This is a genomic window from Mesorhizobium sp. Cs1299R1N3 (assembly GCF_037179625.1).
In the GTDB taxonomy this organism is placed as follows: Bacteria; Pseudomonadota; Alphaproteobacteria; order Rhizobiales; family Rhizobiaceae; genus Mesorhizobium; species Mesorhizobium salmacidum.
Window position 1 is genome coordinate 305,534 of sequence record NZ_JAPYKQ010000002.1, and the last position, 19,088, is coordinate 324,621.

The 19,088-nt window shown below is 62.1% G+C and carries 23 protein-coding genes; 13 read left to right on the forward strand and 10 right to left on the reverse strand.

From position 1 onward, the window contains the following. Positions 1 to 6: 6 nt before the first annotated feature. Genes O7B34_RS06860 through O7B34_RS06880 form a run of 5 tightly spaced genes read right to left on the reverse strand, consistent with a single transcriptional unit; the run spans position 7 to position 5,517 of the window. Positions 7 to 1,035: a histone deacetylase family protein gene (locus tag O7B34_RS06860; protein ID WP_337145400.1), complete on the reverse strand. Its 1,029-nt coding sequence runs from the start codon at positions 1,033 to 1,035 to the stop codon at positions 7 to 9. Further along, entirely contained in the window at positions 1,032 to 1,535 is a 504-nt protein-coding gene (locus tag O7B34_RS06865; RefSeq protein ID WP_337143420.1) for a GNAT family N-acetyltransferase, read from the reverse strand. Before O7B34_RS06865 ends, O7B34_RS06860 begins: the two co-directional genes overlap by 4 nt. Positions 1,536 to 1,554: 19 nt before the next feature. Then, a complete protein-coding gene (locus O7B34_RS06870; RefSeq protein ID WP_337145401.1) occupies positions 1,555 to 2,484 on the reverse strand; it encodes a 3-keto-5-aminohexanoate cleavage protein in 930 nt (309 codons plus the stop codon). 5 nt (positions 2,485 to 2,489) lie between these two features. Further along, positions 2,490 to 3,875, reverse strand: coding sequence for an aminotransferase family protein (locus tag O7B34_RS06875; protein ID WP_337145402.1), 1,386 nt, complete (start codon positions 3,873 to 3,875; stop codon positions 2,490 to 2,492). 1 nt (position 3,876) lies between these two features. After that, entirely contained in the window at positions 3,877 to 5,517 is a 1,641-nt protein-coding gene (locus O7B34_RS06880; RefSeq protein WP_337145633.1) for a N,N-dimethylformamidase beta subunit family domain-containing protein, read from the reverse strand. Positions 5,518 to 5,671: 154 nt separating this feature from the next. Here O7B34_RS06880 and O7B34_RS06885 point away from each other — a divergent pair, with 154 nt between their 5' ends. Further along, positions 5,672 to 5,920 (forward strand): ParB N-terminal domain-containing protein, encoded by a 249-nt coding sequence (locus O7B34_RS06885; RefSeq protein ID WP_337143423.1) that lies wholly within the window; start codon positions 5,672 to 5,674, stop codon positions 5,918 to 5,920. Positions 5,921 to 6,039: 119 nt separating this feature from the next. Then, positions 6,040 to 6,996, forward strand: coding sequence for an alpha/beta fold hydrolase (locus O7B34_RS06890; RefSeq protein WP_337145403.1), 957 nt, complete (start codon positions 6,040 to 6,042; stop codon positions 6,994 to 6,996). Between the two features lie 49 nt (positions 6,997 to 7,045). On the opposite strand, the gene O7B34_RS06895 is transcribed toward O7B34_RS06890, so the two are convergent. After that, a complete protein-coding gene (locus tag O7B34_RS06895) occupies positions 7,046 to 8,062 on the reverse strand; it encodes an isopenicillin N synthase family dioxygenase (protein WP_337145404.1) in 1,017 nt (338 codons plus the stop codon). Between the two features lie 113 nt (positions 8,063 to 8,175). Between O7B34_RS06895 and O7B34_RS06900 the strand changes: the two genes are divergently transcribed. The 5 genes from O7B34_RS06900 to O7B34_RS06920 all read left to right on the forward strand — a co-directional run bounded on the left by O7B34_RS06900 (position 8,176) and on the right by O7B34_RS06920 (position 11,693). Then, positions 8,176 to 8,571: a GFA family protein gene (locus O7B34_RS06900; RefSeq protein ID WP_337107030.1), complete on the forward strand. Its 396-nt coding sequence runs from the start codon at positions 8,176 to 8,178 to the stop codon at positions 8,569 to 8,571. A 150-nt stretch (positions 8,572 to 8,721) separates the two neighbouring features. Then, positions 8,722 to 8,919, forward strand: a complete 198-nt coding sequence (locus tag O7B34_RS06905) for a hypothetical protein (RefSeq protein ID WP_337145405.1) — start codon at positions 8,722 to 8,724, stop codon at positions 8,917 to 8,919. A gap of 191 nt (positions 8,920 to 9,110) precedes the next feature. Continuing rightward, positions 9,111 to 9,983: an undecaprenyl-diphosphate phosphatase gene (locus O7B34_RS06910; RefSeq protein ID WP_337145406.1), complete on the forward strand. Its 873-nt coding sequence runs from the start codon at positions 9,111 to 9,113 to the stop codon at positions 9,981 to 9,983. Between the two features lie 147 nt (positions 9,984 to 10,130). Further along, positions 10,131 to 10,757: a transglutaminase-like cysteine peptidase gene (locus O7B34_RS06915; protein WP_337107028.1), complete on the forward strand. Its 627-nt coding sequence runs from the start codon at positions 10,131 to 10,133 to the stop codon at positions 10,755 to 10,757. Between the two features lie 114 nt (positions 10,758 to 10,871). Further along, positions 10,872 to 11,693 (forward strand): phosphodiester glycosidase family protein, encoded by an 822-nt coding sequence (locus O7B34_RS06920; RefSeq protein ID WP_337145407.1) that lies wholly within the window; start codon positions 10,872 to 10,874, stop codon positions 11,691 to 11,693. On the opposite strand, the gene O7B34_RS06925 is transcribed toward O7B34_RS06920, so the two are convergent. Continuing rightward, complete coding sequence (locus tag O7B34_RS06925) at positions 11,690 to 12,322, reverse strand: DedA family protein (protein ID WP_337145408.1); 633 nt, start codon at positions 12,320 to 12,322, stop codon at positions 11,690 to 11,692. The genes O7B34_RS06920 and O7B34_RS06925 overlap by 4 nt on opposite strands. 25 nt (positions 12,323 to 12,347) lie before the next feature. Further along, a complete protein-coding gene (locus O7B34_RS06930; RefSeq protein WP_337145409.1) occupies positions 12,348 to 13,298 on the reverse strand; it encodes a DUF1402 family protein in 951 nt (316 codons plus the stop codon). Positions 13,299 to 13,532: 234 nt separating this feature from the next. Between O7B34_RS06930 and O7B34_RS06935 the strand changes: the two genes are divergently transcribed. Beyond that, a complete protein-coding gene (locus O7B34_RS06935; RefSeq protein WP_337145410.1) occupies positions 13,533 to 14,606 on the forward strand; it encodes a GH25 family lysozyme in 1,074 nt (357 codons plus the stop codon). 39 nt (positions 14,607 to 14,645) lie between these two features. Here O7B34_RS06935 and O7B34_RS06940 read toward each other — a convergent pair whose 3' ends face one another. Next, positions 14,646 to 14,834: a hypothetical protein gene (locus tag O7B34_RS06940; RefSeq protein WP_027145480.1), complete on the reverse strand. Its 189-nt coding sequence runs from the start codon at positions 14,832 to 14,834 to the stop codon at positions 14,646 to 14,648. Positions 14,835 to 15,024: 190 nt separating this feature from the next. Between O7B34_RS06940 and O7B34_RS06945 the strand changes: the two genes are divergently transcribed. Beyond that, on the forward strand, positions 15,025 to 16,005 hold the full coding sequence (locus tag O7B34_RS06945; protein ID WP_337145411.1) for a DUF3592 domain-containing protein: 981 nt from the start codon (positions 15,025 to 15,027) through the stop codon (positions 16,003 to 16,005). Between the two features lie 12 nt (positions 16,006 to 16,017). Here the strand turns inward: O7B34_RS06945 and O7B34_RS06950 are convergent, their stop codons facing one another. Further along, positions 16,018 to 16,377 (reverse strand): hypothetical protein, encoded by a 360-nt coding sequence (locus tag O7B34_RS06950; RefSeq protein WP_337145412.1) that lies wholly within the window; start codon positions 16,375 to 16,377, stop codon positions 16,018 to 16,020. Between the two features lie 131 nt (positions 16,378 to 16,508). Here O7B34_RS06950 and O7B34_RS06955 point away from each other — a divergent pair, with 131 nt between their 5' ends. The 4 genes from O7B34_RS06955 to O7B34_RS06970 all read left to right on the forward strand — a co-directional run bounded on the left by O7B34_RS06955 (position 16,509) and on the right by O7B34_RS06970 (position 19,048). Next, positions 16,509 to 17,084 (forward strand): hypothetical protein, encoded by a 576-nt coding sequence (locus O7B34_RS06955; RefSeq protein WP_337145413.1) that lies wholly within the window; start codon positions 16,509 to 16,511, stop codon positions 17,082 to 17,084. Positions 17,085 to 17,088: 4 nt separating this feature from the next. Continuing rightward, positions 17,089 to 17,697: a hypothetical protein gene (locus tag O7B34_RS06960; RefSeq protein ID WP_337145414.1), complete on the forward strand. Its 609-nt coding sequence runs from the start codon at positions 17,089 to 17,091 to the stop codon at positions 17,695 to 17,697. A gap of 100 nt (positions 17,698 to 17,797) precedes the next feature. Next, the gene (locus O7B34_RS06965) at positions 17,798 to 18,262 is read left to right on the forward strand and encodes a DUF488 domain-containing protein (RefSeq protein ID WP_337145415.1); all 465 of its coding nucleotides are present in this window, start codon (positions 17,798 to 17,800) and stop codon (positions 18,260 to 18,262) included. Continuing rightward, positions 18,263 to 19,048, forward strand: a complete 786-nt coding sequence (locus O7B34_RS06970; RefSeq protein WP_337145416.1) for a hypothetical protein — start codon at positions 18,263 to 18,265, stop codon at positions 19,046 to 19,048. Positions 19,049 to 19,088 lie beyond the last annotated feature (40 nt).

A 19,088-nucleotide genomic window follows, 5' to 3' on the forward strand; every position in this document is an offset into this window, starting at 1 on the left:
GCATTGTCACCGCGCCTTGCCTCCAAAACCGGTGAGGAAGGCGGTGAGATTGTCGCCGAGCGCGTCGCAGAGATAGCCGCCCTCCTGGACGATGACCGTCGGCAGGCCAAGCCCGGCGATCGCCTCGCCGATGCGCGAAAAGCCCGGCGTCGTCACCGAGAGCCCGCCGAACGGATCGCCTCCGAACGCGTCGAGGCCGAGCGCCACGACCAGCGAATCGGGAGAGAAGGCGCGGATACGCTGGAACGCCACGCCGAGCGCTTCCAGAAACGCCGCATCCGCAGATTTGCGCGGCAGCGGCAGGTTGAAATTGTAGCCAAGTCCCGGACCTTCACCGCGCTCGTCGGCGTGGCCCCAGAAGAACGGGTAGAACCGCACCGGATCGGCATGCAGCGACACCGTCAGCACATCAGGTCGCGCATAAAAAATGCCTTGCGTCCCGTTGCCGTGATGCAGGTCGACATCAAGGATCGCCACGCGGGCCGCCTGTTTGCGCAGTGTTTGTGCCGCAACGGCTGAGTTGTTGATGAAGCAGAAGCCCCCGGCGACATCGGCAAAGGCGTGGTGGCCGGGCGGGCGGCACAATGCATAGGCGCCGGAAGCGCCTGCCATCACCGTTTCCGCCGCCTCGACCGCGCTCCAGGCGCTCCACAGTGCACTTTGCCATGTCTCGCCCGAGATCGGGCAAGCGGTGTCAGCCATGTGATAGCCGGCCTGGCCGACGGCGGAGGCCGGATAGGAACCGTTGCGGGCGATCGGGTGGATATTGGGGATGACCTCGGCCGATGCGCCAGCGATGCGCTGCCAGCGTTCGAAAATATGTTTGAGGAAGTCGAGATATTCGGGTGTGTGCACCGCCGAGACCGGGCCGAGGCCGTGATCGCGCGGCCGCTCGATCGTGCAGCCCGCGGACTTTGCGCCGGCTAACAATCTTTCGACGCGTTCCGGTTTTTCCGGGTTGGGCTGCGCCGCGCCGCTGGAAAGAAAGGCCTTGGGGTCGTGCCGCTTCTGCTCCTGCGCATAGAAGGCTTTCATTCCTGCTCCCCATTTTCCGGCGCGTCGGCGAAGGCGAAAAAGGCCTCGCCGATGATTTTCTGCGTCTGCTCGTAACTCGACCAGGCAATGCCCAGCCTCTCGTAAAAGGCCTTGGCGCCCTCATTGTCGGTATCGACGGACAACCTGAGATAGACCCCGCCATGCTTGCGGCACTCGGCCGCCACGCGCCGCAGCAGGCGCTCGCCGATCTTGCGGCCACGGAACCGGTCCTCGACATAGAGGTCCTGCACATAGACGCCAGGCCGGCCCATCCATGTCGAGAAGATCGGGAAATGCAGGCAAAGTCCGGCGAATTCGCCATCGACTTCGGCGATCAGGGTCGAGAAGGCGGGCCTTTCGCCGAAGCCCCAGGTTCTGAGATCGTCCGCCGTCGCGATGATTTCCTCGGGCGCACCGATATGGGTGCCGAGTTTCAGGATCGCCGCGTGGATGGTTTCGACATCATCGATGGTGCCGGGGCGGAGGAGGATCGCACTCATCACAGGCGCTGTCATCTCGTCAAAACGCCACCCGGTCACCGCCCTTGAGCGCCAGCATGTCGCGCGCTTCCGTAGGTGTGGCAATCTCCAGAGAAAGCCCGTCAAGAATGCCACGGATGCGGCGCACCTGGTCGGCGTTGGATTTCGCCAGCTGGCGGCCATCGTAGAGGCTGTCTTCCAGTCCGACGCGCACATTGCCGCCCATAGCGGCTGCGATCGAGATCAGCGGCATCTGGTTCCGGCCGGCGGCGAGCACCGAGAACTGGTAGCTGTCGCCGAACAACTTGTCGGCAATGCGCTTCATATGGACGAGATTGTCAGGGTCGGCGCCGATGCCACCCAGGATGCCCAGCACGAACTGGATGAACAGCGGCCCCGACACCAGCCCCCGGTCGCGGAAATGCGCCAGCGAATAGAGGTGGCCGACATCGTAGCACTCGAACTCGAAGCGGGTGCCACAGCCTTTGCCCAGCCGCTCGAGCACGCCTTCCATGTCGGCGAAGGTGTTCTTGAAGATGGTGTCGCGCGTGGCTTCGAGCAGCTTCGGTTCCCATTCGTGCTGCCATTCCCTTGGCTTGTCGAGCATCGGGAACAGCGCGAAATTCATCGAGCCCATGTTGAGCGAGCACATTTCAGGTTCAGCCCGCAGCGGTGCCGCGAGCCGCTGGTCCAGCGTCATCAGCGAGGAGCCGCCGGTGGTGATGTTGATCACCGCATCGGTGGCCTGCTTGATGCGCGGCAGGAACTCCATGAACACATCGGGATCGGCGGTCGGCCGCCCGTCTTGTGGGTCGCGGGCATGCAGATGCAGGATCGAGGCGCCGGCCTCGGCCGCCGCGATGGCGTCCGCGGCAATCTGGTCCGGCGTCACCGGCAGATAGGGCGACATCGACGGCGTGTGCACCGAACCGGTGACGGCGCAGGTGATGATGACTTTACGCGATGCCATTTGCTCTACCCCCGGCCTTCGACCGGCAGGTCTAGCTCGGAGGCCAGAACTTCAAGCGAGTCGCCGATGATGGAGATGATCTCGCCGACCTGCTCGCTGGTGACGATCATCGGCGGCGCCACCATGAAATTGTCGCCGTCGACGCCGCCCTTGACCCTGCGGCCATAGATGATCAGCCCGCGCTCATAGGCGAGGTCGAGCAGCCGCTGCGTCGCCTTCTTGCCTTGGTCGATTGGCCTCAGCGTATCGGGATCGGCGACCATTTCGGCACCAGTGAGCAAGCCTTTGCCGCGCACGTCAGCGATGAACGGGAAGCGCTTCGCCAGCCCCTTCAGCCCGTCCATCAGCACGTCACCCATGGCGGCAGCGTTGGCGATCAGGTCGAGCCGGTCCATTTCGCCCAGCACCGCAAGCCCGGCGGCGCAGGCCAGCGGATTGCCGGCATAGGTGTGGCCATGCTGGAAACCGCCTGACGCGAGCAGCGGCTCGACCAGTCGCATCGGCGCCGCCAGGGCGCCGAGCGGCGCATAGCCCGAACCCAGCCCCTTCGACAGCGCGACGATATCAGGCCTGCAGTTCCAGTGGTCGCCGCCGAGGAATTTCCCTGTGCGGCCGGCACCGCTCATCACTTCGTCATGGATCAGCAGGATTCCGTAGCGGTCGCAGATCTCGCGTGTGCGGGCATAATAGCTGTCCGGCGCCACCAGGGCCGCGGTCGCGGCGCCGCCGATAGGCTCCATGATGAAGGCGAGGACGCTTTCAGGACCTTCGGCGAGGATCTTTTCCTCCAGCATGTCGGCGTAGCGGATGCCGCGCTGCTCCATCGAAAGATTGTCGCGGTCGCGCCAGGCGGTCGGTGCCGGCACGGTCGGCATCACCCGCATCATCGGTGTGAAAGTCTCGGCCAGCGCATCGTCGCCGGTAATCGAAAGCGAACCAAGCGTGCCGCCATGATAGGAAGGAAAGCGGGTGATCACTTTCCAGCGGCTGGCCTGGCCGGCTGCGACAGCCCATTGCCGTGCCAGCTTGATGCAGGATTCCGTCGCTTCGGAACCGCCGGAGACGAAAAAGATGCGGTCCATTCCTTCCGGCAATTTTCCAGCCAGTTCTCGCGCCAGTTCTTCCGCCGGCTCGTTCTCGAAATGCAGCCGGTAGGCGAAGGTGGCGCGGTCCATCTGCCGCTTCATCGCATCGAGCACATTGCGGTTGGAATGGCCGATATTGGCGACCATCGGGCCGCTCGATCCGTCGATGAAACGGCGGCCATCCTGCGTCCACATGTAGATACCTTCGGCGCGGTCGATCAGCGGCCGGCGCAGGCTGGAGAGATAGAACAGATGCGATTGGCGCCGGGCGTCGGTGTCTTGAACGGCAGGCTGGACTTTCGACATGTCAGGACTTTCCAAGATAGCGGTCGAGGACATTCTGGGTGACGCGTTCGACCATCGGGTCCTGTCTTAGCAGGCCGGCGACCCATTCGCAGCTTCCGGCGTGGAACACCTCGCCCTTGCCGCGTGCAAAATTGACGATCATGCCATTGCCGCGTTTGACCTTTTCGAGATTGGCGTCGCTCGCCTCGCCGAACAAAGTTTCGGCGGTGAAGCGGCCATCCTCGTCGGCGAGGAACTGGTCCCCGATCGGAATGTCGGCGCTTTCCTCGACCTGGCTGGCCATGCCGACGGCGAGAACTTGCAGGCCGTCAGGCGCGCCGCTGGTGGCGGTCGGATGGGGCAGGCCGCCGCGTATCTCGAAATCGAGCCCGTCGACCTCATAGCCATAGACATGGCTGTCGGCGCCGAGCAGGTCGCCGTAATAGATGCCGGTGCCGGCGAAGGCCCAGTGCTCGGGCCGATAGACCGGAAAGCCGCGTACGCCACGTGGCGCGCAGCCACCCCAGCCGGCATAGACACCACGTGTGGCGTTGAGCCCGAAGGTCGCCGAACCCGGCCGGCCGATTTCGGGCGCTTCCCAGGAATTGGTGGCGCGTGTCACGTCGCCGCCGCGATAGGCGGGATCCTCGGCTCGGGCGCGGTATTTGTAGCAAACCTGCCGGCGGCCTTCGTCCTCCAGCCGCGTCTGCCACATGAAATTGCCGGCAAAGCGCGCCGCATGGCCGCCGCGCTCGACATAGAAGTCGACCGCATCGCGCATTTCCCAGGTCCAGTATTCGTCGTGGCCGACGAAGACCGCGCAGTCATATCCGTCGAGAATCTCGGGCGAAAAATGCAGATCGTGCTGGCTTGTCAGGTCGACATCGTAACCAGCCCGTTCGGCAAAGCGAAAAAAATGGCTGTCGTAGCTGGCCCAGCCCGACGAAGCGTATTTCTTCGAATGGCCGGTGGCGAGCGCCCATTCCATGTGCGGATAGCGCGGCGCGGTCTTCGGCGGCACCGCGACCTCCAACGGCACGCGCGGCGCATCCCCGGGCAGCACGACGAAGCCGCGGCACCAGGGGCGCTGCGTCGACACGATGGGCGAGTACTGGTTACGGTCGGGCCCGGTGATGCCCTGATAGTGGTTGGAGCCGCCCCAGGTGTTGTAGGCAAGCCAGGTGCCCGTCGCCGCCACCTGCAGAACACGGCCGGGTTTCTTGCCAAGCGGAGGGCTGACAATGAACAGATGGTGGGATCGGATCGGCTTGCCGTCGCGTCCGTCGGCGGTCAGGGTCACGCGGTAGGCGCCGGACGGCCAGTCGTTTTCCACACGGAATTCAAAGGAGGCTTCCCAGCCGCAGCCTTCTGCCGAGCATTGGTCCGGACTGTCCTGCCAGCGCGATGCGATACCCGATTTCTCGAACGCCCTCGTCTCGGCGCCGCCGTCCCGAACGATCGTCATGCCGAAGGACGGAGCCGTGGAACTGACATGCAGCGTCACGGTTTCACCGGCACGATACGAAAACCGATCGCTGTAGCACCAGATCTCACCGCGCTCGCCATCCATGCCCGGCCATTCGTAATAGTGACCGCGCACCGCGTGGCGGCGTTGCTCGGGCGTCAGCCCGAAATCGGGAAATTCGGTCGGCAGGTTGATCATGAAGCCCTGTCCCATCGGAGGCGCCATTTCGGCGATCCGCCGGCCAGGCGTCAAATGGAAACGATCATGCCAGCATTCGTTAGCCGCACCCTTGGCCGCGCTCAGCAAACGGACTATCTCAAAGGGCGGCGGCGGTTCCGCCACGGGGACAGGCATGCTCAGGGTGCAAAAGGTCAAGGTCGACGATATCTATGTGCCCACCGCGCGCAAGAAGACGCTGCACCCCGAAACCGTCCGGCATCTGGCCGAGGATATACTGGAAAACGGCATGAAGACGCCGATCCAGGTCCGCCATGACGGGAAGCGGCACATACTTGTCGAAGGACTGCATCGTCTGGAGGCAGCCAAGTGGCTCGGCGAGTCAGACATCGACGCCTATCTGGTGCAAGCCAAGCGCCACTGACGCGCAGTTTTTAGTCGACCGACAATGCCTGGCTGATCCTCGCCAGACAAAATTTCCACAGACCATGTCGGCCCGCGCCGTGTTCGCTCGTCCTTGGGCAGAACCGGAGGAGACCCGACATGTCCAGATCGACTTTTATCGCCATTCTTGCCTCGCTCGCAGCCTTGGTGGCCGCGTCGGGCCCAGCCAACACAGAGGAGTCAAAGCCTGCCATGACGACCGAAACGACAACACTGCCGAAGCCGCAAAAATCCGGCCTGCTGCCGATCAACGGCGTGAACTACTATTACGCCGTCCATGGCAAGGGTGAGCCGCTGCTTCTGCTGCATGGCGGCCTCGGCTCCTTCGATATGTTCGCGCCGATCCTGCCCAAGCTTGCCGAAAACCGCACCGTCATCGGGGTCGACCTGCAGGGGCACGGCCGCACGGCGCTTGGCGACCGGCCATTCAGCCTGGAGGCGATCGGCGACGACATGGCCGGTATCGTCAAGGCACTCGCTTACGACAAGGTCGACGTCATGGGCTATTCGCTGGGCGGCGGCGTTGCTTTCCGCATGGCGGTCCAGCATCCCGAGGCTGTGCGCCGGCTGGTCCTTGTCTCGACAGGCTATGCGGCCGACGGCTTTTACGATGAGATGCGCCCGCAGCAGGCGCAGGTGAGCGCCGCCGCGGCGGCGTTCATGAAAGACACGCCGATGTACAAATCCTACGTCGCCGTCGCGCCGCATCCGGAAGACTTCCCGAAACTGCTCGACGCGCTCGGCAATTTCATGCGCCAGAACTACGACTTCTCGGCCGATGTTCCCAAGCTGAAGATGCCGGTCATGCTCGCTTACGGCGACAGCGACATGTACAAGCCCGAGCATGAGATCAAGTTCTACCAGATGCTCGGCGGTGGTCTGAAGGATGCCGGCTGGATGCGCGAGAACCTGTCGCAGAACCGTCTGGCGATCCTGCCCAACCGCACCCACTACGACGTCTTCTTCGCCCCGGAACTGACGGCCGCCGCGCTGCCGTTCCTCAACGGTGAAACCAAGGTAAAGAGCTGGGACGAGGTGGTCGGCGAAGCCGAATGACCCCTACCATCTCCGCCGGCCGTCTCCAGCGAGACGGCCGGCGAGTTGTTCAGGAAGCCTTGGCTCGGCGCGGCTGCCTCAGATGCTTGACGCCGCTCATCTCGACGAAGTTCGTCGCCGACTCCCAGAGATAGTCACCGTAGAGAAACGGCTCGAACGACTCGGCGTCGTCCAACGGCAGAGGCGATATCTCCGCATCGACACGCGGCTCGTAGAAGAACGGTATAGAGAACCGCACCGTTTTCGGCGCAATGACCCGGTGCCGTGTCGCCCGCACGCGGCCGCCGGTCCAGTGTTCCAGCAACTGGCCGAAATTGACCGCCAGCGTGCCGTTGGCTGGAGGCACGTCGATCCATTCGCCGGCGAGGTTCTTCGCTTGCAAGCCCTCGACGCCGTCCTGCGCCAGCAAAGTGACGAAGCCTGAGTCGGCATGTTCGCGGCCGATGATGGTGCGCGTCTCGCCCTTGTGGATTACCGAAAACTCCGGCCCGCCGGCATTGGCGTCACGCAGGGGATAGCGGATCAGGCGCAGCGTCGAGATGCCACCGTCGAAATAGGCATCGAAGATCAGTTCAGGCAGGCCAAGCCCGCGGGCGATCGACCGCATCAGCATGGTGCCGACCGTCTCCATCGCGCGATAGTAGTCGGCTGCGGCGGTACGCCAGCCTGGCAGCGCATTTTCGGCCGGCAGTGGTGTCGGCTCGCACAAGGGATCGTCGGAGGCTGACAGTCGCGCCGCGTCGGCAAGGTCCGGCCCCATGTCGATACCTTCCTTGTAGGAAACGGCTTGCGGCTGCAGCGGAAACCAGCCGCGGTAGAAATTCTTCTTCGTGTGATCGAAATTCCAGCGCAGCAGTTTCTGCTTCTCGGTGTCGGGAAGCGAAAAGATGCGCAGCACTTGCGCGCGCTTGTCCGGCGTCAGCCAGTCATCGCCGGGAAAATCCCGAACCGCCATGAAACCGATGCCCGCCGCGGCGGCCATGATCCTGGCGTCGCAGCGGTCGCGGGCGGGCGAGGGCGGTCCGAACAGAGCCGCAATGCCGATTGTTTCGATGTCCGCTGTCATGACGGTTCTGCCACATCACGATAATCGATGAGCTTGTATCAAAGCTTTTCAATTGACCCAATCGGCCTCGCCGCTACCTTGCCGCCTGTTCACTCCACCAATGGATCCAGACGATGGCAAAATATGAGGGCGGATGCCTGTGCAGGGCGGTGCGCTACCGCACCGACGCCGACCCCATCAACGAGCGCATCTGTCATTGCCGGCTCTGCCAGAAGGCGATCGGCGCGGCATTCAATGCACGCGTTCTGTTCCGCATCGATGATGTGACGGTCGAGGGTCCGTTGGCCACGGTCAACACCTCGCCGGATCTCAAGCGTGGTTTTTGCCCGAACTGCGGAACGACGATGTTTTCGCGGCGCGATTCCGCCGGCATCATCGGCCTTACGACCGGTTCGCTCGACGACCCGTCACTGTTCAGGCCCCAGATGCATATCTGGACCACCTCGAAACAGCCCTGGGTGATGCTGGACGACGGTCTGCCGCAATATGAAGGCGCTCCGCCGGCCTAGGCCTCCTCCTTCCCGTCGACAGGAGGACGTGCCCCAGGATGACCAAAAAATAGCCCAACGAGACACGCGATAGCCGGCAAAGCGTCATTGGCGGGCCATCTTTGTCACCCTATCTAAGCGTCGCGGGCCTGGCATTCGAGGAGACGACGGATGAACGACAGCATCAGCACCCTGGACGAGCTTTTGAACGATCCGATGGTCCTGCTTGTGATGGAGCGTGATCGTGTACGCCCGGAACAGGTGCGCATGCTGCTCGAACGGGCTCGCCGGCCATCCGCGGAGGAGCCTGTCGTGCCGCCCGCGCATGTGATTGCCAGGACCTGCCAGAAACTCTGGCTTTGCCCGTAATCGTCTTGCCAACCTCCACCCATGGGAGCATCGCCGGCTCTTCGGGCCGGGTTGAACCGTGCGCGTCTGACGCGGCGGCGCCAGCTTACAAATCCGTAAATTGATTCTACGCTACATGACGATATGGCTTGCCGGGCACCGATCGCCATCGATGCCTTCGCTAGTCCGATCCCTCCCGCATGGAACCCGACATGGCTGATATCTGCACGCAAGGCGTCGACACGGGCTTTGTCGGCCTTGGATTTGCCAAGGTCGCATTCCTCGGCCTGGTGCAAGGCATCACGGAACTGCTGCCGATTTCCTCGACCGCCCATATGCGCATCGTGCCGGCCGTGCTTGGGTGGCAGGATCCGGGCTCCGCTTTCTCCGCCGCCATGCAACTGGCGGCCCTTGCCGCCGTGGTCAGCTATTTCTGGGGCGACGTAAGGGATCTTTTGTTCGGGTCACTCGCCGCCCTCACGCGCCGTGATTTTGCCGACCGGCATTTCCGTCTGGCGCTGTGGATCGTGCTGGCGACGATCCCCATCGTCATCGCCGGCGTGGCGCTCTCGGGCGTTCTCAACACCTGCAATTCGCCGTTGCGCAGCCTGACAGTAATTGGCTGGGCCTGCATCGTCATGGCGGTCCTGCTGGGGCTGGCTGAAATCTTTGCCCGCCATCGGCGCACCATGGCCGACGCGTCGCGGGCCGATGCATTGCTGGTCGGCATCGCGCAGATCGGTGCCTTGATACCCGGTGTTTCCCGTTCCGGCTCGACCCTGACAGCGGCACTGGGACTTGGTTTCAAGCGGGCGGAGGCGGCCCGTTTCTCGTTCCTGCTCGGGCTGCCGGCCATCGCGCTCGCCGGCCTCAAGGAATTATGGGAGCTGCACAAGGTGCATCTCGATGCCCATGGATGGTCGGTTCTCGGCCTGGGACTGCTCGTGGCTTCGATATCGGCCTTTTTCGCCATCTGGGGCCTGATGCGCGTGCTGGAACGCTTCTCCGCATGGCCTTTCGTTATCTATCGCGGTGTGCTCGGGGTCGTCCTGCTGATGGGCGTGGCGATGGGGTGGCTTGTCTAGGCCGGACCGGCACGCCTCCGGTGTTGCGCGGCTGCAACCGCCAGGAGAGCATCAACCCATGCCCGAAGATGTGATCGCACGCCTTCATTGACTCCCGGCAATATCCGCCCTTAACGTTCTGTTAACAAAACAGATGGGCGGGGCCGGATGGCATCCTCGATGGGTTGGCGCCGGAAGGCGAAGGGGCTGGGGCTTGCGATTGGCCTGATTGCTTTCTGTTCGGCGGCGAGTTCCGCCTACACGGCTCCCGTCTCCATGGTTATCGGCGGCTCGACCTCCCAGCCGATCGGCCACTATGATTTTTGCAAGATCCATTCCGCCGAGTGCTCGATCCGTTCACCCGACAGCGAGCCGGCACGCTTGACCGCCAGGCTGTCGCGGGAGATCAGCGCCGTAAACCTTTCGGTCAACGCGCGCGTCAAGCCGATGAGCGACATGGACAATTACGGCAAGGAGGAATGGTGGGCCTATCCGGACAATGGCTTCGGCGATTGCGAGGATTACGCGCTGGAAAAGCGGCGTGAGCTCAACAGCCTGGGCATTGCCATAGCCAATCTCCTGATGACGGTGGTTCGCAAGCCGGACGGCGAAGGCCATGCCGTGCTGACGGTGCGTACCGACAAGGGCGACTTCATCCTCGACAATCTTGTCGACAAGGTTCGTCTCTGGAACCAGACGCCGTATCGCTATCTGAAAAGGCAGGCGAGCGACGACACCGGGCACTGGGTCTCCATTCTTGCCGGCGAAGAGAAGCTGGTCAGCGCCGTCAAATAGCCGTCGCGGGCCGTCCGGGCCGTAGTCCACGCTCCCCCTCAAGCAAATCCTTCATCGTGCCGGGAAGCGGTGCTATCCACGACAGTTCGTTGGAACCGACAATCCGGAACGCGCATGGATTTTTTAACACTCCTGCATTCTGCACCCTTGTTGCTGGCCTTGCTCAAGGCCGCGTTGCCGCACGCGGTCGCCACGACGGTGGCATTCGGCCAGTGGTTCGCTTCGGTGCCGCCGTGCCGTGACGTCGCCTTCGAGGCGGCGAGCTTTCTCGTCTGCGAGGTCGATCCAAAGCTGTATTCGATCGAACTGTTCTGGAAAGACCCGGCGGGCAAGCCTTTTCAATCGTTGCACAATCTCGACGACGCCCAGCGCACGGCCGGACGTACCATGCTGTTTGCCATCAATGCCGGCATGTATCATCCCGATCTCAGGCCGGTCGGCCTCTATGTCGAACGCGGCCAGGAAATGGCCGGTGTGAAGACGGGATCGGGCAGCGGCAATTTTTCGCTGCAGCCGAATGGCATCTTCTACGTCGGCGGCGGCAAGGCCGTGGTCCGGGCGACCAGGGACTTCGTCAGGCAGCGGCCGGCGACCGACTATGCGACCCAATCAGGGCCAATGCTGGTGATCGACGGCCAGCTTCACCCGAAATTCCGGTCCGACGGCACGTCGCGCAAGAGCCGCGACGGCGTCGGGGTGCGAAAGGATGGGATTGCCGTCTTTGCCATTTCGAACGGTACGGTGACGTTCCATGCCTTCGCCCGCCTGTTTCGTGACGTGCTAGGCTGCGACAACGCGCTCTTTCTCGACGGCACGATATCGAGCCTGCTCGCTCCGGCCATTGGTCGCAACGACGACTACTGGAACCTGGGGCCGATGATCGGCGTCTTCAGGAAGCGGCTGACGCTTGGCGCCCCCGATCGCGACACGCGCTAAGCCCGTGTATCGCGCCTGCCTCGCAGCCTGATGACAATTACGGCGACGATGATCGCCGCCACCATGGCCGCTATCACCGCCAGGCCGAACAGGCTGGTCGCGTCGAGTTCGGGCAGATTGTCGGCCCCTTTCGCCACCAGCCATCCAGGCGACAGCACGACCGGCGCCCAGACGATCGCCGACAGGATGTTGGCGATCTGGAAGCGGCGTCTGTTCATTCCCATCATGCCCGCGACCAGCGGCACGGTGGCACGCACCGGACCGAAGAAGCGGCCGACGAAAACCGCCGCGAAACCGTAGCGTTGGAAGAACAGGCGCGCCCTGGCGATCTCGCGGCGATATCGGTTGAGCGGCCATTTGTGGACGACGCCGCGCCCGAGCCATTTGCCGAGAAAATAGGAGATGGTGTCGCCGAGCGTCGCACCGATCATCGCGGCGAGGAGAACCGGCAGGGGCTGGACGATACCGGCGCCCACCAGGCCGCCGACGATGATCAGCACCGTGGTGCCGGGCAACAGGATGCCGACCAGCACCAGCGATTCGCCGAAGGCCAGCAAGCCGACCACGAGGCCCGCCCAGGCCTGATGGTTCTCGATGAAACAAACGCTCTGGTCGATGAACGACTGCACGCAAGCTCCCTTTTGAAAGTGTTCCTCAGCTGCCGCTGTCGAGCAGGCCCCTGAGTTCGTCGAGCTTGTCGTTGACGAGCCAGCCGTAATAGTTCTCGACCGGCAGCTTGCCGCCCTTGCCGCTGGCAAGGCCGGCCGCCCGCTGCCGCGGCTGGCCGACATTGTAGAGTGTGGCCGTGATGCCCGGATTGCCCGAGATGTCGAAACCCTGCTCCTTGTAGGCATCGATGGCGTCGCGCACGATCGCGGCGATGTAGACGATGCTGCGGTCCGGATCCATGACATCGCGATAGATCGCCTGTGGGTGGTCCGGCGTGAGCCTATCGTAGCCGCTCACCTTGTTGACGAGGTCGGTGACCTCGAGCGCGGTCAGCGGGCTGATCTGGCCGAGACCGAAAGTCTGGCCGGCGAAGAAGGGCTGGAAGAACGCCTGCTGGAAGGTCATCGCGTCATAGGTGATGCCGTCGACCGCCTTGCCACGAAAATGCTCGACCCAGATCCTGTCGCGGCAGCTCCATAGGGAAGCGCTGTCCTTGGCCTGCGCGCAACTGGCGAATTCCGGGCGCTGGACGAAGGTCTGCACCGGCACGCCCTTGTAGCGGAAGGCGAAGTCGAGGCCGGAATAGGACAGCGCCTTCACATAATAAGTCTGCACCGAGCCGACAGCGGTGACGTTGTAAGTATGCTCACCGACCAGCGCACCCACGATATGGATGGGATCGATATCGTAAGCCGCCGCCACCTGCTTGATGTGCGCCACGAGCTTCTTCTCGCGCTTCAATAGCGCGACGATCTTTTCGTACTTCTCACCGTAGGTGGTCTTGAAGGCGCGGGTTCGTGTGGCCGATGCCTCCGGGATTGGCGGCTGTGTCGCGGAACGATTTCCTCGGGGGACGACGACCAGGCCGTTCGCATGCGCCGCCTGTAGCGGAGCGGCGAGCACGAGGACCAGGAGAAGTCGCTGCAAAGCGGTCATCGGGCGCCTTTTCAGGGTTCTTGGGAACGCCGGCGCAAACGCCGCATACCGTTCTCAACAGCCACATCATGGCGCTGTCAAGGCTTGGCCGGACCGCTGCCGGCGGCTGTCTGAAAGGAGCCACAGCTATGGTAAAAACTTGATTCAATCTTTATTGGCAATTTCTCGTTCATAACTCGTCTGGTTGTCCGTCGGCCGTTGCCTTCGGTCTGTTGTGTTTGAGTACAGGTCCAGATGCGGTTACCAGGCGTCATCAGTTTCGTGATCGCATCGCTGTGCCTTGCCGGCTGTTCGTCGACATCGGGCATGGATGCGCTCGACATGCAGAAACCATCCAGTGAAACCACCAGTTCGGTTGTCCGGCCAAGCGCGCCAATCGCATCCGTTCCGGGGGCCAAGGCAAACGCGGCGCGCAATCGGGTCGAGGTTGCGCCCGAGGACGACACCGCTCGGCCCTTTGGCCTGGCGGAGGAAGAGACGGTGGCGTTTCCCGCAGCCGAACTGCCCGACAGCGTCGAGCCGCCGATCGAGGTGGCTGCCCTGGTGTCGCCGCCGAAGCTGTTGTCGCGGGCGGCACCGCCCATGCTGGCCGGACCGGTCACGCGCTACGGCTTCCGCGATGCCAAGCCGATCAATTTCGGCCGCTCGTCGCCCCGTCACCTTGCCGTGCACGGTGTCGACGTGTCGCGCTGGCAAGGCAACGTGAACTGGGAGAAGCTGCGCGCCCAGGGCGCCAACTTCGCCTACATCAAGGCGACCGACGGCGGCGACCATCTCGACCCGATGTTCGCCAGGAACTGGCGCGGCGCCGACGCCGCCGGCCTCAAGCGCGGCGCCTATCACTTCTTCTACTGGTGCCGCACCGCCGGCGAGCAGGCCGACTGGTTCATCCGCAACGTACCCAAGGTCGAGGGCGCGCTGCCGCCGGTGATCGACGTCGAGTGGAACGGCGACTCCAGCTGCCAGCGGCGCCCGTCGCGCGAAAAGGTGCTGGAGAAGATGCAGGTGTTCATGGACAAGCTGGAGCGTCACTACGGCCAGCGGCCGATCATCTACACAGCGCCGGATTTCTACCGAGACAACCTTCAGGGCGCCTTCCCGGACTACCCGTTCTGGCTGCGCGCCGTGGCCCGGCACCCGTCAAAGGTCTATCCTGATCGCAAGTGGCTGTTCTGGCAGTATTCCGGCTCCGGCCTGTCGCATGGCGTGACCGGCCGCATCGATCTCAACGTCTTCCATGGCGATGAGCGGCAATGGCGCGCCTGGGCCGGCGGCGGCGGCCGGCAGATGATGGCTGACTCGGACTAGGACGGGATACCGTCCGCCGCCCAGGCGCTCATCCCCGACCTATCGGAACTGATTGCTCCCGCTGTGCTTTTCCTCGCTCAGCCGCAGCTTCGTCCTCAGGCTCATGATCTCGGCGATCGCGGCATCGATCATGGCAAGAAGCGTCAGCGTGTCGTGCTGGGTTGGGTCGGCCCTGACATAGGCGAGCTGGTTCACGATATCGGGTTCGTCGTCGGCTTTGTCACTCATGCGCGTCGTCCCGGCTGTTGTCTTCCTGGATTTTATCCGATCGGGTCGATCGTCAAGTAGCCCTTTTATCACGTCATCGTGCGGATGGCCTTGCCGGCGTTCATTTCCCAATCTTGCGAATAGACAAGACATTTTCGTCGCCGTGCTGTCTATATGCGGGCTGCTGCACTCTTGGTCGTCGGGGGACGAGTTGGAGCTCAAATTTCTATTGGTTGGCTTTGCCTGCACGGTCGCCGGTATGCTGTCGATCGTCACTTTCCTGAAATGGCGAGAGGTCAAGGCGGCCAGCCGCTGGTTGCCGACGCCTGGAAAGATCGTCACCTCGCGCGTCGAGGCGCGCGAGGTGACCAGCTCGGGCACTGGCTCGGAAAGCAGCACTTCGACCGAAATCCGCAATTTCCCGGCCATCACCTATGAGTACAAGGTGGGCGGCAAGACATTTCAAAGTTCGCACTACAGCGTGCAGGAGAACCTCGGAAATTTCGAAGTCGCCGAAACCCTTGCGCGGTTTCCGCGCGGCGCGGCGGTAACCGTGTTCTATGACCCGTCCAGCCCGGGCAAGGCCGTGATCGAGCGCACCATGCCGGACGGTGCCTTCAAGTTCATGATCCAGCTTTCGGCGGGGCTGGTGGTCGGTGCGCTGGTGCTGGTGTTTTCCGTCGGTGGCGTGCTGGAGGCAATCGGACCGCATTTGCCCAAGCCGCAGAATCTTGGTGCCGCGGCATTCCTGCTGTTCATGGGTCTTTTTGTGCTGCGCATGGGCTTTGCCCAGAAATCGATGGCCGAGCAGGCGACAAAATGGCCGACCACCGCCGGCCGTATCGATGCGTCCGGCCTGCAGGCGATCAAGATCCGCGACCGGTTCGAAGGCGTGGGATACCGGCCTTGGCACACTGTCTTCAAATCCCGCATCATCTACAGCTATGGTGTCGCCGGACAGCGCTACAGCGCCGATCGCGTCGCTTTCGGCGCCAGCGTGACGGCCTCGCTGCCCGGCCTCGTCGGCGGTCAGGCGCGGCGGTATGTCGAGGGCGGCAAGGTCGACGTGCACTATGACCCCGCCAATCCCGCCTCGGCGGTGCTCGAATGCCGGGTGCGCGGGCTCTGGCTGCTGTGGGTCTGTTCGGCAGGCTTTCTCGGCGGCGCGGCGTTGCTGGTCGGGCTGGTCTGAGTGTCGCCGCCTTCAGCAGCGGACGAGAGGTCCGCTGTCGAATCCCCGCCAGGTCAACCGCACCGTCGCGCCATCTCTTCTGATCTGGATGGTGCGGGAAAATGGTTCGTCGAGCGATGGATCCTGGCCATAACACTGGCTGGCGCGAACCACCCAACCGGTGGCGGTTTTGCGGAAGCTCGCGTGCTCGCAGCCGAGGTCGGGAAACGACAGGGCCGACTGATCCACGGTGAACACAGTCTGGCGCTGGACGTCGGCGGTCGCATGGCAGTTCAACCTGTCCCTGGACCATGTCCCGACATAGGGCGCGGTCGCTGCGGCCGGCACAATCGTAGTTGCGGAGATCGCTATGATCATTGCCAAACGCTGCATCTATTGTCCCCTGGGCCGCTGTGGCTGATCATACAGATTGCGGGTTTGTGTGGGGCAAGTTTTCGACCGTGGTGCGATAAACGCAGCGGCTCCGGATTTCGCTTATGGTTTTGCACGGATGATGCGAGACTGTGCAGCCCGGCACGCAGCCAGCCCTGCTTCACAACGCTTTCCCCGAGATTTCGATGATCATTCGCAAACTGGCCTTTGTTGTCCTGGGTTCGCTCGGGCTCATGCAAGCGGCGAGCGCCAAGGAATGCCTCCTGAGCCACGCTACCTATCGGGAGCCACGTTCGGGCGCGGTCATGCAATTCCGGCCGCTCGACAACGAACCGGCGGCACTGACGACGCAGGTGTTCTCGCTGGCCGTGCCCCATACCGGCATAAGTCTGCCGGCCGACATCACCTGGACCAACGGCAAAAATTCATTTCCGCTCGGCACCATCCGCCACGCCTGCACCGACGACGACCGCGAAGCGGGCCTTCAGGACGGCAGCGGCCTGTGCAGGATATGGGACGGGCAGGTCTACGCCCTGACCGGCGGCGGCGCCGAGCAACTGAATTCCCGCGAAGCGACGCCGGCGCCGAAAGGGCTATTGCTGCCGGAGTTCGGTGCAGCGTTCGCCGAATCGCCGGATTTCGCCAACGCCAATCCAGATGGCTCGGCCTGGGATGCCTTTACGCTGACGGGATGCAGCGATGAATAGCGCCATGAGACTGATCAGCTTGACCTTCGCCCTGCTTGCGTCCGCCTCGATTCCCGCTGTGGCGGGCGAACCGGCGCCGTCGCGCCCGCCCATCGACAAATGTGTTTGGGAAAGGCTGACGGACAAAAATATCGGGCTCGCCGCCTGGGTGCAGCGCTGTGATTTTGGCTTCCGCCAGGTTCATTTCGAATTCGTCGGCAATGCGCTCGCGATCAAGTACAGCGACGGCGGCGCGGCGGATCCTCTTGTCGAGGTGTTCGACATCAAATCAGGCGAAACCGCCGATGCTGCCGTGCAGCGGCTGTTGCTGGAGAAGACCGACAAGGCCATCAGCACGCGTTGCGTGGTGGCGCCTTACACAGAGGGCACCGTGCCTGCCGACGTCAAGCGGTACACATTCAGTCCTAATGCTACCTATGCGAAAGAGTTGAAAGCGCTTGCCAACCCTGACGAGATTCCTGAACCGCCTTGTGGCGATTGGGGCGAAATGCCAGATGGCATCCAGTATTTCGAGGTGCCGGCGGGGGAGGGGCGGAAAGTGCTGTTCGTGCGTGTCGGCCAGGACGAGCCGTTGTTTGACGGGCAGACGCTGCAGGTGTTGGCTGCGGAATAGGGAGGTGGACGAGCCGACGGAGAGCGCCTTGTTGGGCGTGCGTCACGCTTCGGACAAGTTTGATCAGCTATGACAGTTACAGCAGATAATGAGATGTCCCATGGCGCTATTTACGATTGGCTACGAAGGCTCTGAAGTTGAGGATTTCGTATCCGTACTAAAGGTAGCAAAGGTCGAATTGCTGGTTGATGTCAGAGATTTGCCTCTGTCTAGAAAGCCTGGCTTCTCCAAAAACTCACTTAGGAGCCACCTCGAAAACTCTGCGATCGACTATCTGCACACGAAAGTTCTTGGTGATCCGAGGGAGGGGCGGCTGGCTGCCAGAAGCGGGGATCGTCAGCGGTTCGAGCGAATTTTCAGAAGCCACATCGCGAATGAGGCGGCCAAAAAAACGATCCGTGAGCTAGCATTGCAGGCCGAAACAAAAAACATCTGTTTGATGTGTTTTGAAAGAGACCATAAAGACTGTCATCGGTCTATTGTTTGCGAAGAGATATTGAAAATGAAAAATATTTCAATTAAGAATCTTGGAGTGCCGAAAGGATTTTGTTTAAAGGCTGCTTGATTGGCATCTATTTCTCAGCGCGACTCTGCGGTAATCCTGGTAAAGGCAGCGCCAAGAGTTGGAGAAGCTCACGGGGAGCTGGTCTGTTGTGCGGGATTGGATTTTAACGGCAATTGGGTTCGGCTGTATCCCGTCGCGTTTCGAACTCTAGAAGATTCTCAAAAGTTTGGTAGATGGGACACCATAGAGTATGGCTGGAGTCTTCCTAAGGGCGATCACAGGCACGAGAGTCGAAAGCTAGAGCACAAATCTCTGGTCATAACGGGCAGTTTGGCCGAAAAATCACGAGCTCAATTCTTAGGCCGGCATGTTGTTTCCAGTCTCAATAGCGAACTGGAGCAGGGCCGAAGCTTGGCGTTGATTCGACCTCGGAATGCCGAACTTGTGGTTGAAAGAAAAGATCGCGCTGTGCTTGACGAGGAGAAAGCGCGATTTCGCTCTTGGCATGACCAAGAAGCCAACAGTCTATTTGGCTTCATGGGTAAAGACTTGGTTCCTTACGAGCCGTCTCCATTTCTTTTCAAATATAGATATGAAACCATCGATGGACCGCGCGAAGGAACGTGCCAGGATTGGGAGATAGAAGCAACGTTTCTCAAGTGGAAACGCCTTTATGGCGAGTCAGAAACACTTCGAAAAATGACCGAAAGATTTGGAGTTGAGTATCCGAAGAAAGGTTTCGTTCTCGCAATGGGCACACACAAAGCCTATCCGCAATGGCTTATCAATGGTGTTATCCGGCTCGATCACGGTGTTGAAAACGAAATACAACAATTGCTTTTTTGACGGTTTAAAACATTCGGCCCGATCTTACGACCGGGCCGAT

Bases quoted from the DNA above. Each gene is read 5' to 3' on its own strand.
- O7B34_RS06860 (WP_337145400.1), bottom strand. From the start codon at position 1,035: ATGAAAGCCTTCTATGCGCAGGAGCAGAAGCGGCACGACCCCAAGGCC.
- O7B34_RS06865 (WP_337143420.1), bottom strand. From the start codon at position 1,535: ATGAGTGCGATCCTCCTCCGCCCCGGCACCATCGATGATGTCGAAACC.
- O7B34_RS06870 (WP_337145401.1), bottom strand. From the start codon at position 2,484: ATGGCATCGCGTAAAGTCATCATCACCTGCGCCGTCACCGGTTCGGTG.
- O7B34_RS06875 (WP_337145402.1), bottom strand. From the start codon at position 3,875: ATGTCGAAAGTCCAGCCTGCCGTTCAAGACACCGACGCCCGGCGCCAA.
- O7B34_RS06880 (WP_337145633.1), bottom strand. From the start codon at position 5,517: ATGATCAACCTGCCGACCGAATTTCCCGATTTCGGGCTGACGCCCGAG.
- O7B34_RS06885 (WP_337143423.1), top strand. From the start codon at position 5,672: ATGCTCAGGGTGCAAAAGGTCAAGGTCGACGATATCTATGTGCCCACC.
- O7B34_RS06890 (WP_337145403.1), top strand. From the start codon at position 6,040: ATGTCCAGATCGACTTTTATCGCCATTCTTGCCTCGCTCGCAGCCTTG.
- O7B34_RS06895 (WP_337145404.1), bottom strand. From the start codon at position 8,062: ATGACAGCGGACATCGAAACAATCGGCATTGCGGCTCTGTTCGGACCG.
- O7B34_RS06900 (WP_337107030.1), top strand. From the start codon at position 8,176: ATGGCAAAATATGAGGGCGGATGCCTGTGCAGGGCGGTGCGCTACCGC.
- O7B34_RS06905 (WP_337145405.1), top strand. From the start codon at position 8,722: ATGAACGACAGCATCAGCACCCTGGACGAGCTTTTGAACGATCCGATG.
- O7B34_RS06910 (WP_337145406.1), top strand. From the start codon at position 9,111: ATGGCTGATATCTGCACGCAAGGCGTCGACACGGGCTTTGTCGGCCTT.
- O7B34_RS06915 (WP_337107028.1), top strand. From the start codon at position 10,131: ATGGCATCCTCGATGGGTTGGCGCCGGAAGGCGAAGGGGCTGGGGCTT.
- O7B34_RS06920 (WP_337145407.1), top strand. From the start codon at position 10,872: ATGGATTTTTTAACACTCCTGCATTCTGCACCCTTGTTGCTGGCCTTG.
- O7B34_RS06930 (WP_337145409.1), bottom strand. From the start codon at position 13,298: ATGACCGCTTTGCAGCGACTTCTCCTGGTCCTCGTGCTCGCCGCTCCG.
- O7B34_RS06935 (WP_337145410.1), top strand. From the start codon at position 13,533: ATGCGGTTACCAGGCGTCATCAGTTTCGTGATCGCATCGCTGTGCCTT.
- O7B34_RS06940 (WP_027145480.1), bottom strand. From the start codon at position 14,834: ATGAGTGACAAAGCCGACGACGAACCCGATATCGTGAACCAGCTCGCC.
- O7B34_RS06950 (WP_337145412.1), bottom strand. From the start codon at position 16,377: ATGCAGCGTTTGGCAATGATCATAGCGATCTCCGCAACTACGATTGTG.
- O7B34_RS06960 (WP_337145414.1), top strand. From the start codon at position 17,089: ATGAGACTGATCAGCTTGACCTTCGCCCTGCTTGCGTCCGCCTCGATT.
- O7B34_RS06965 (WP_337145415.1), top strand. From the start codon at position 17,798: ATGGCGCTATTTACGATTGGCTACGAAGGCTCTGAAGTTGAGGATTTC.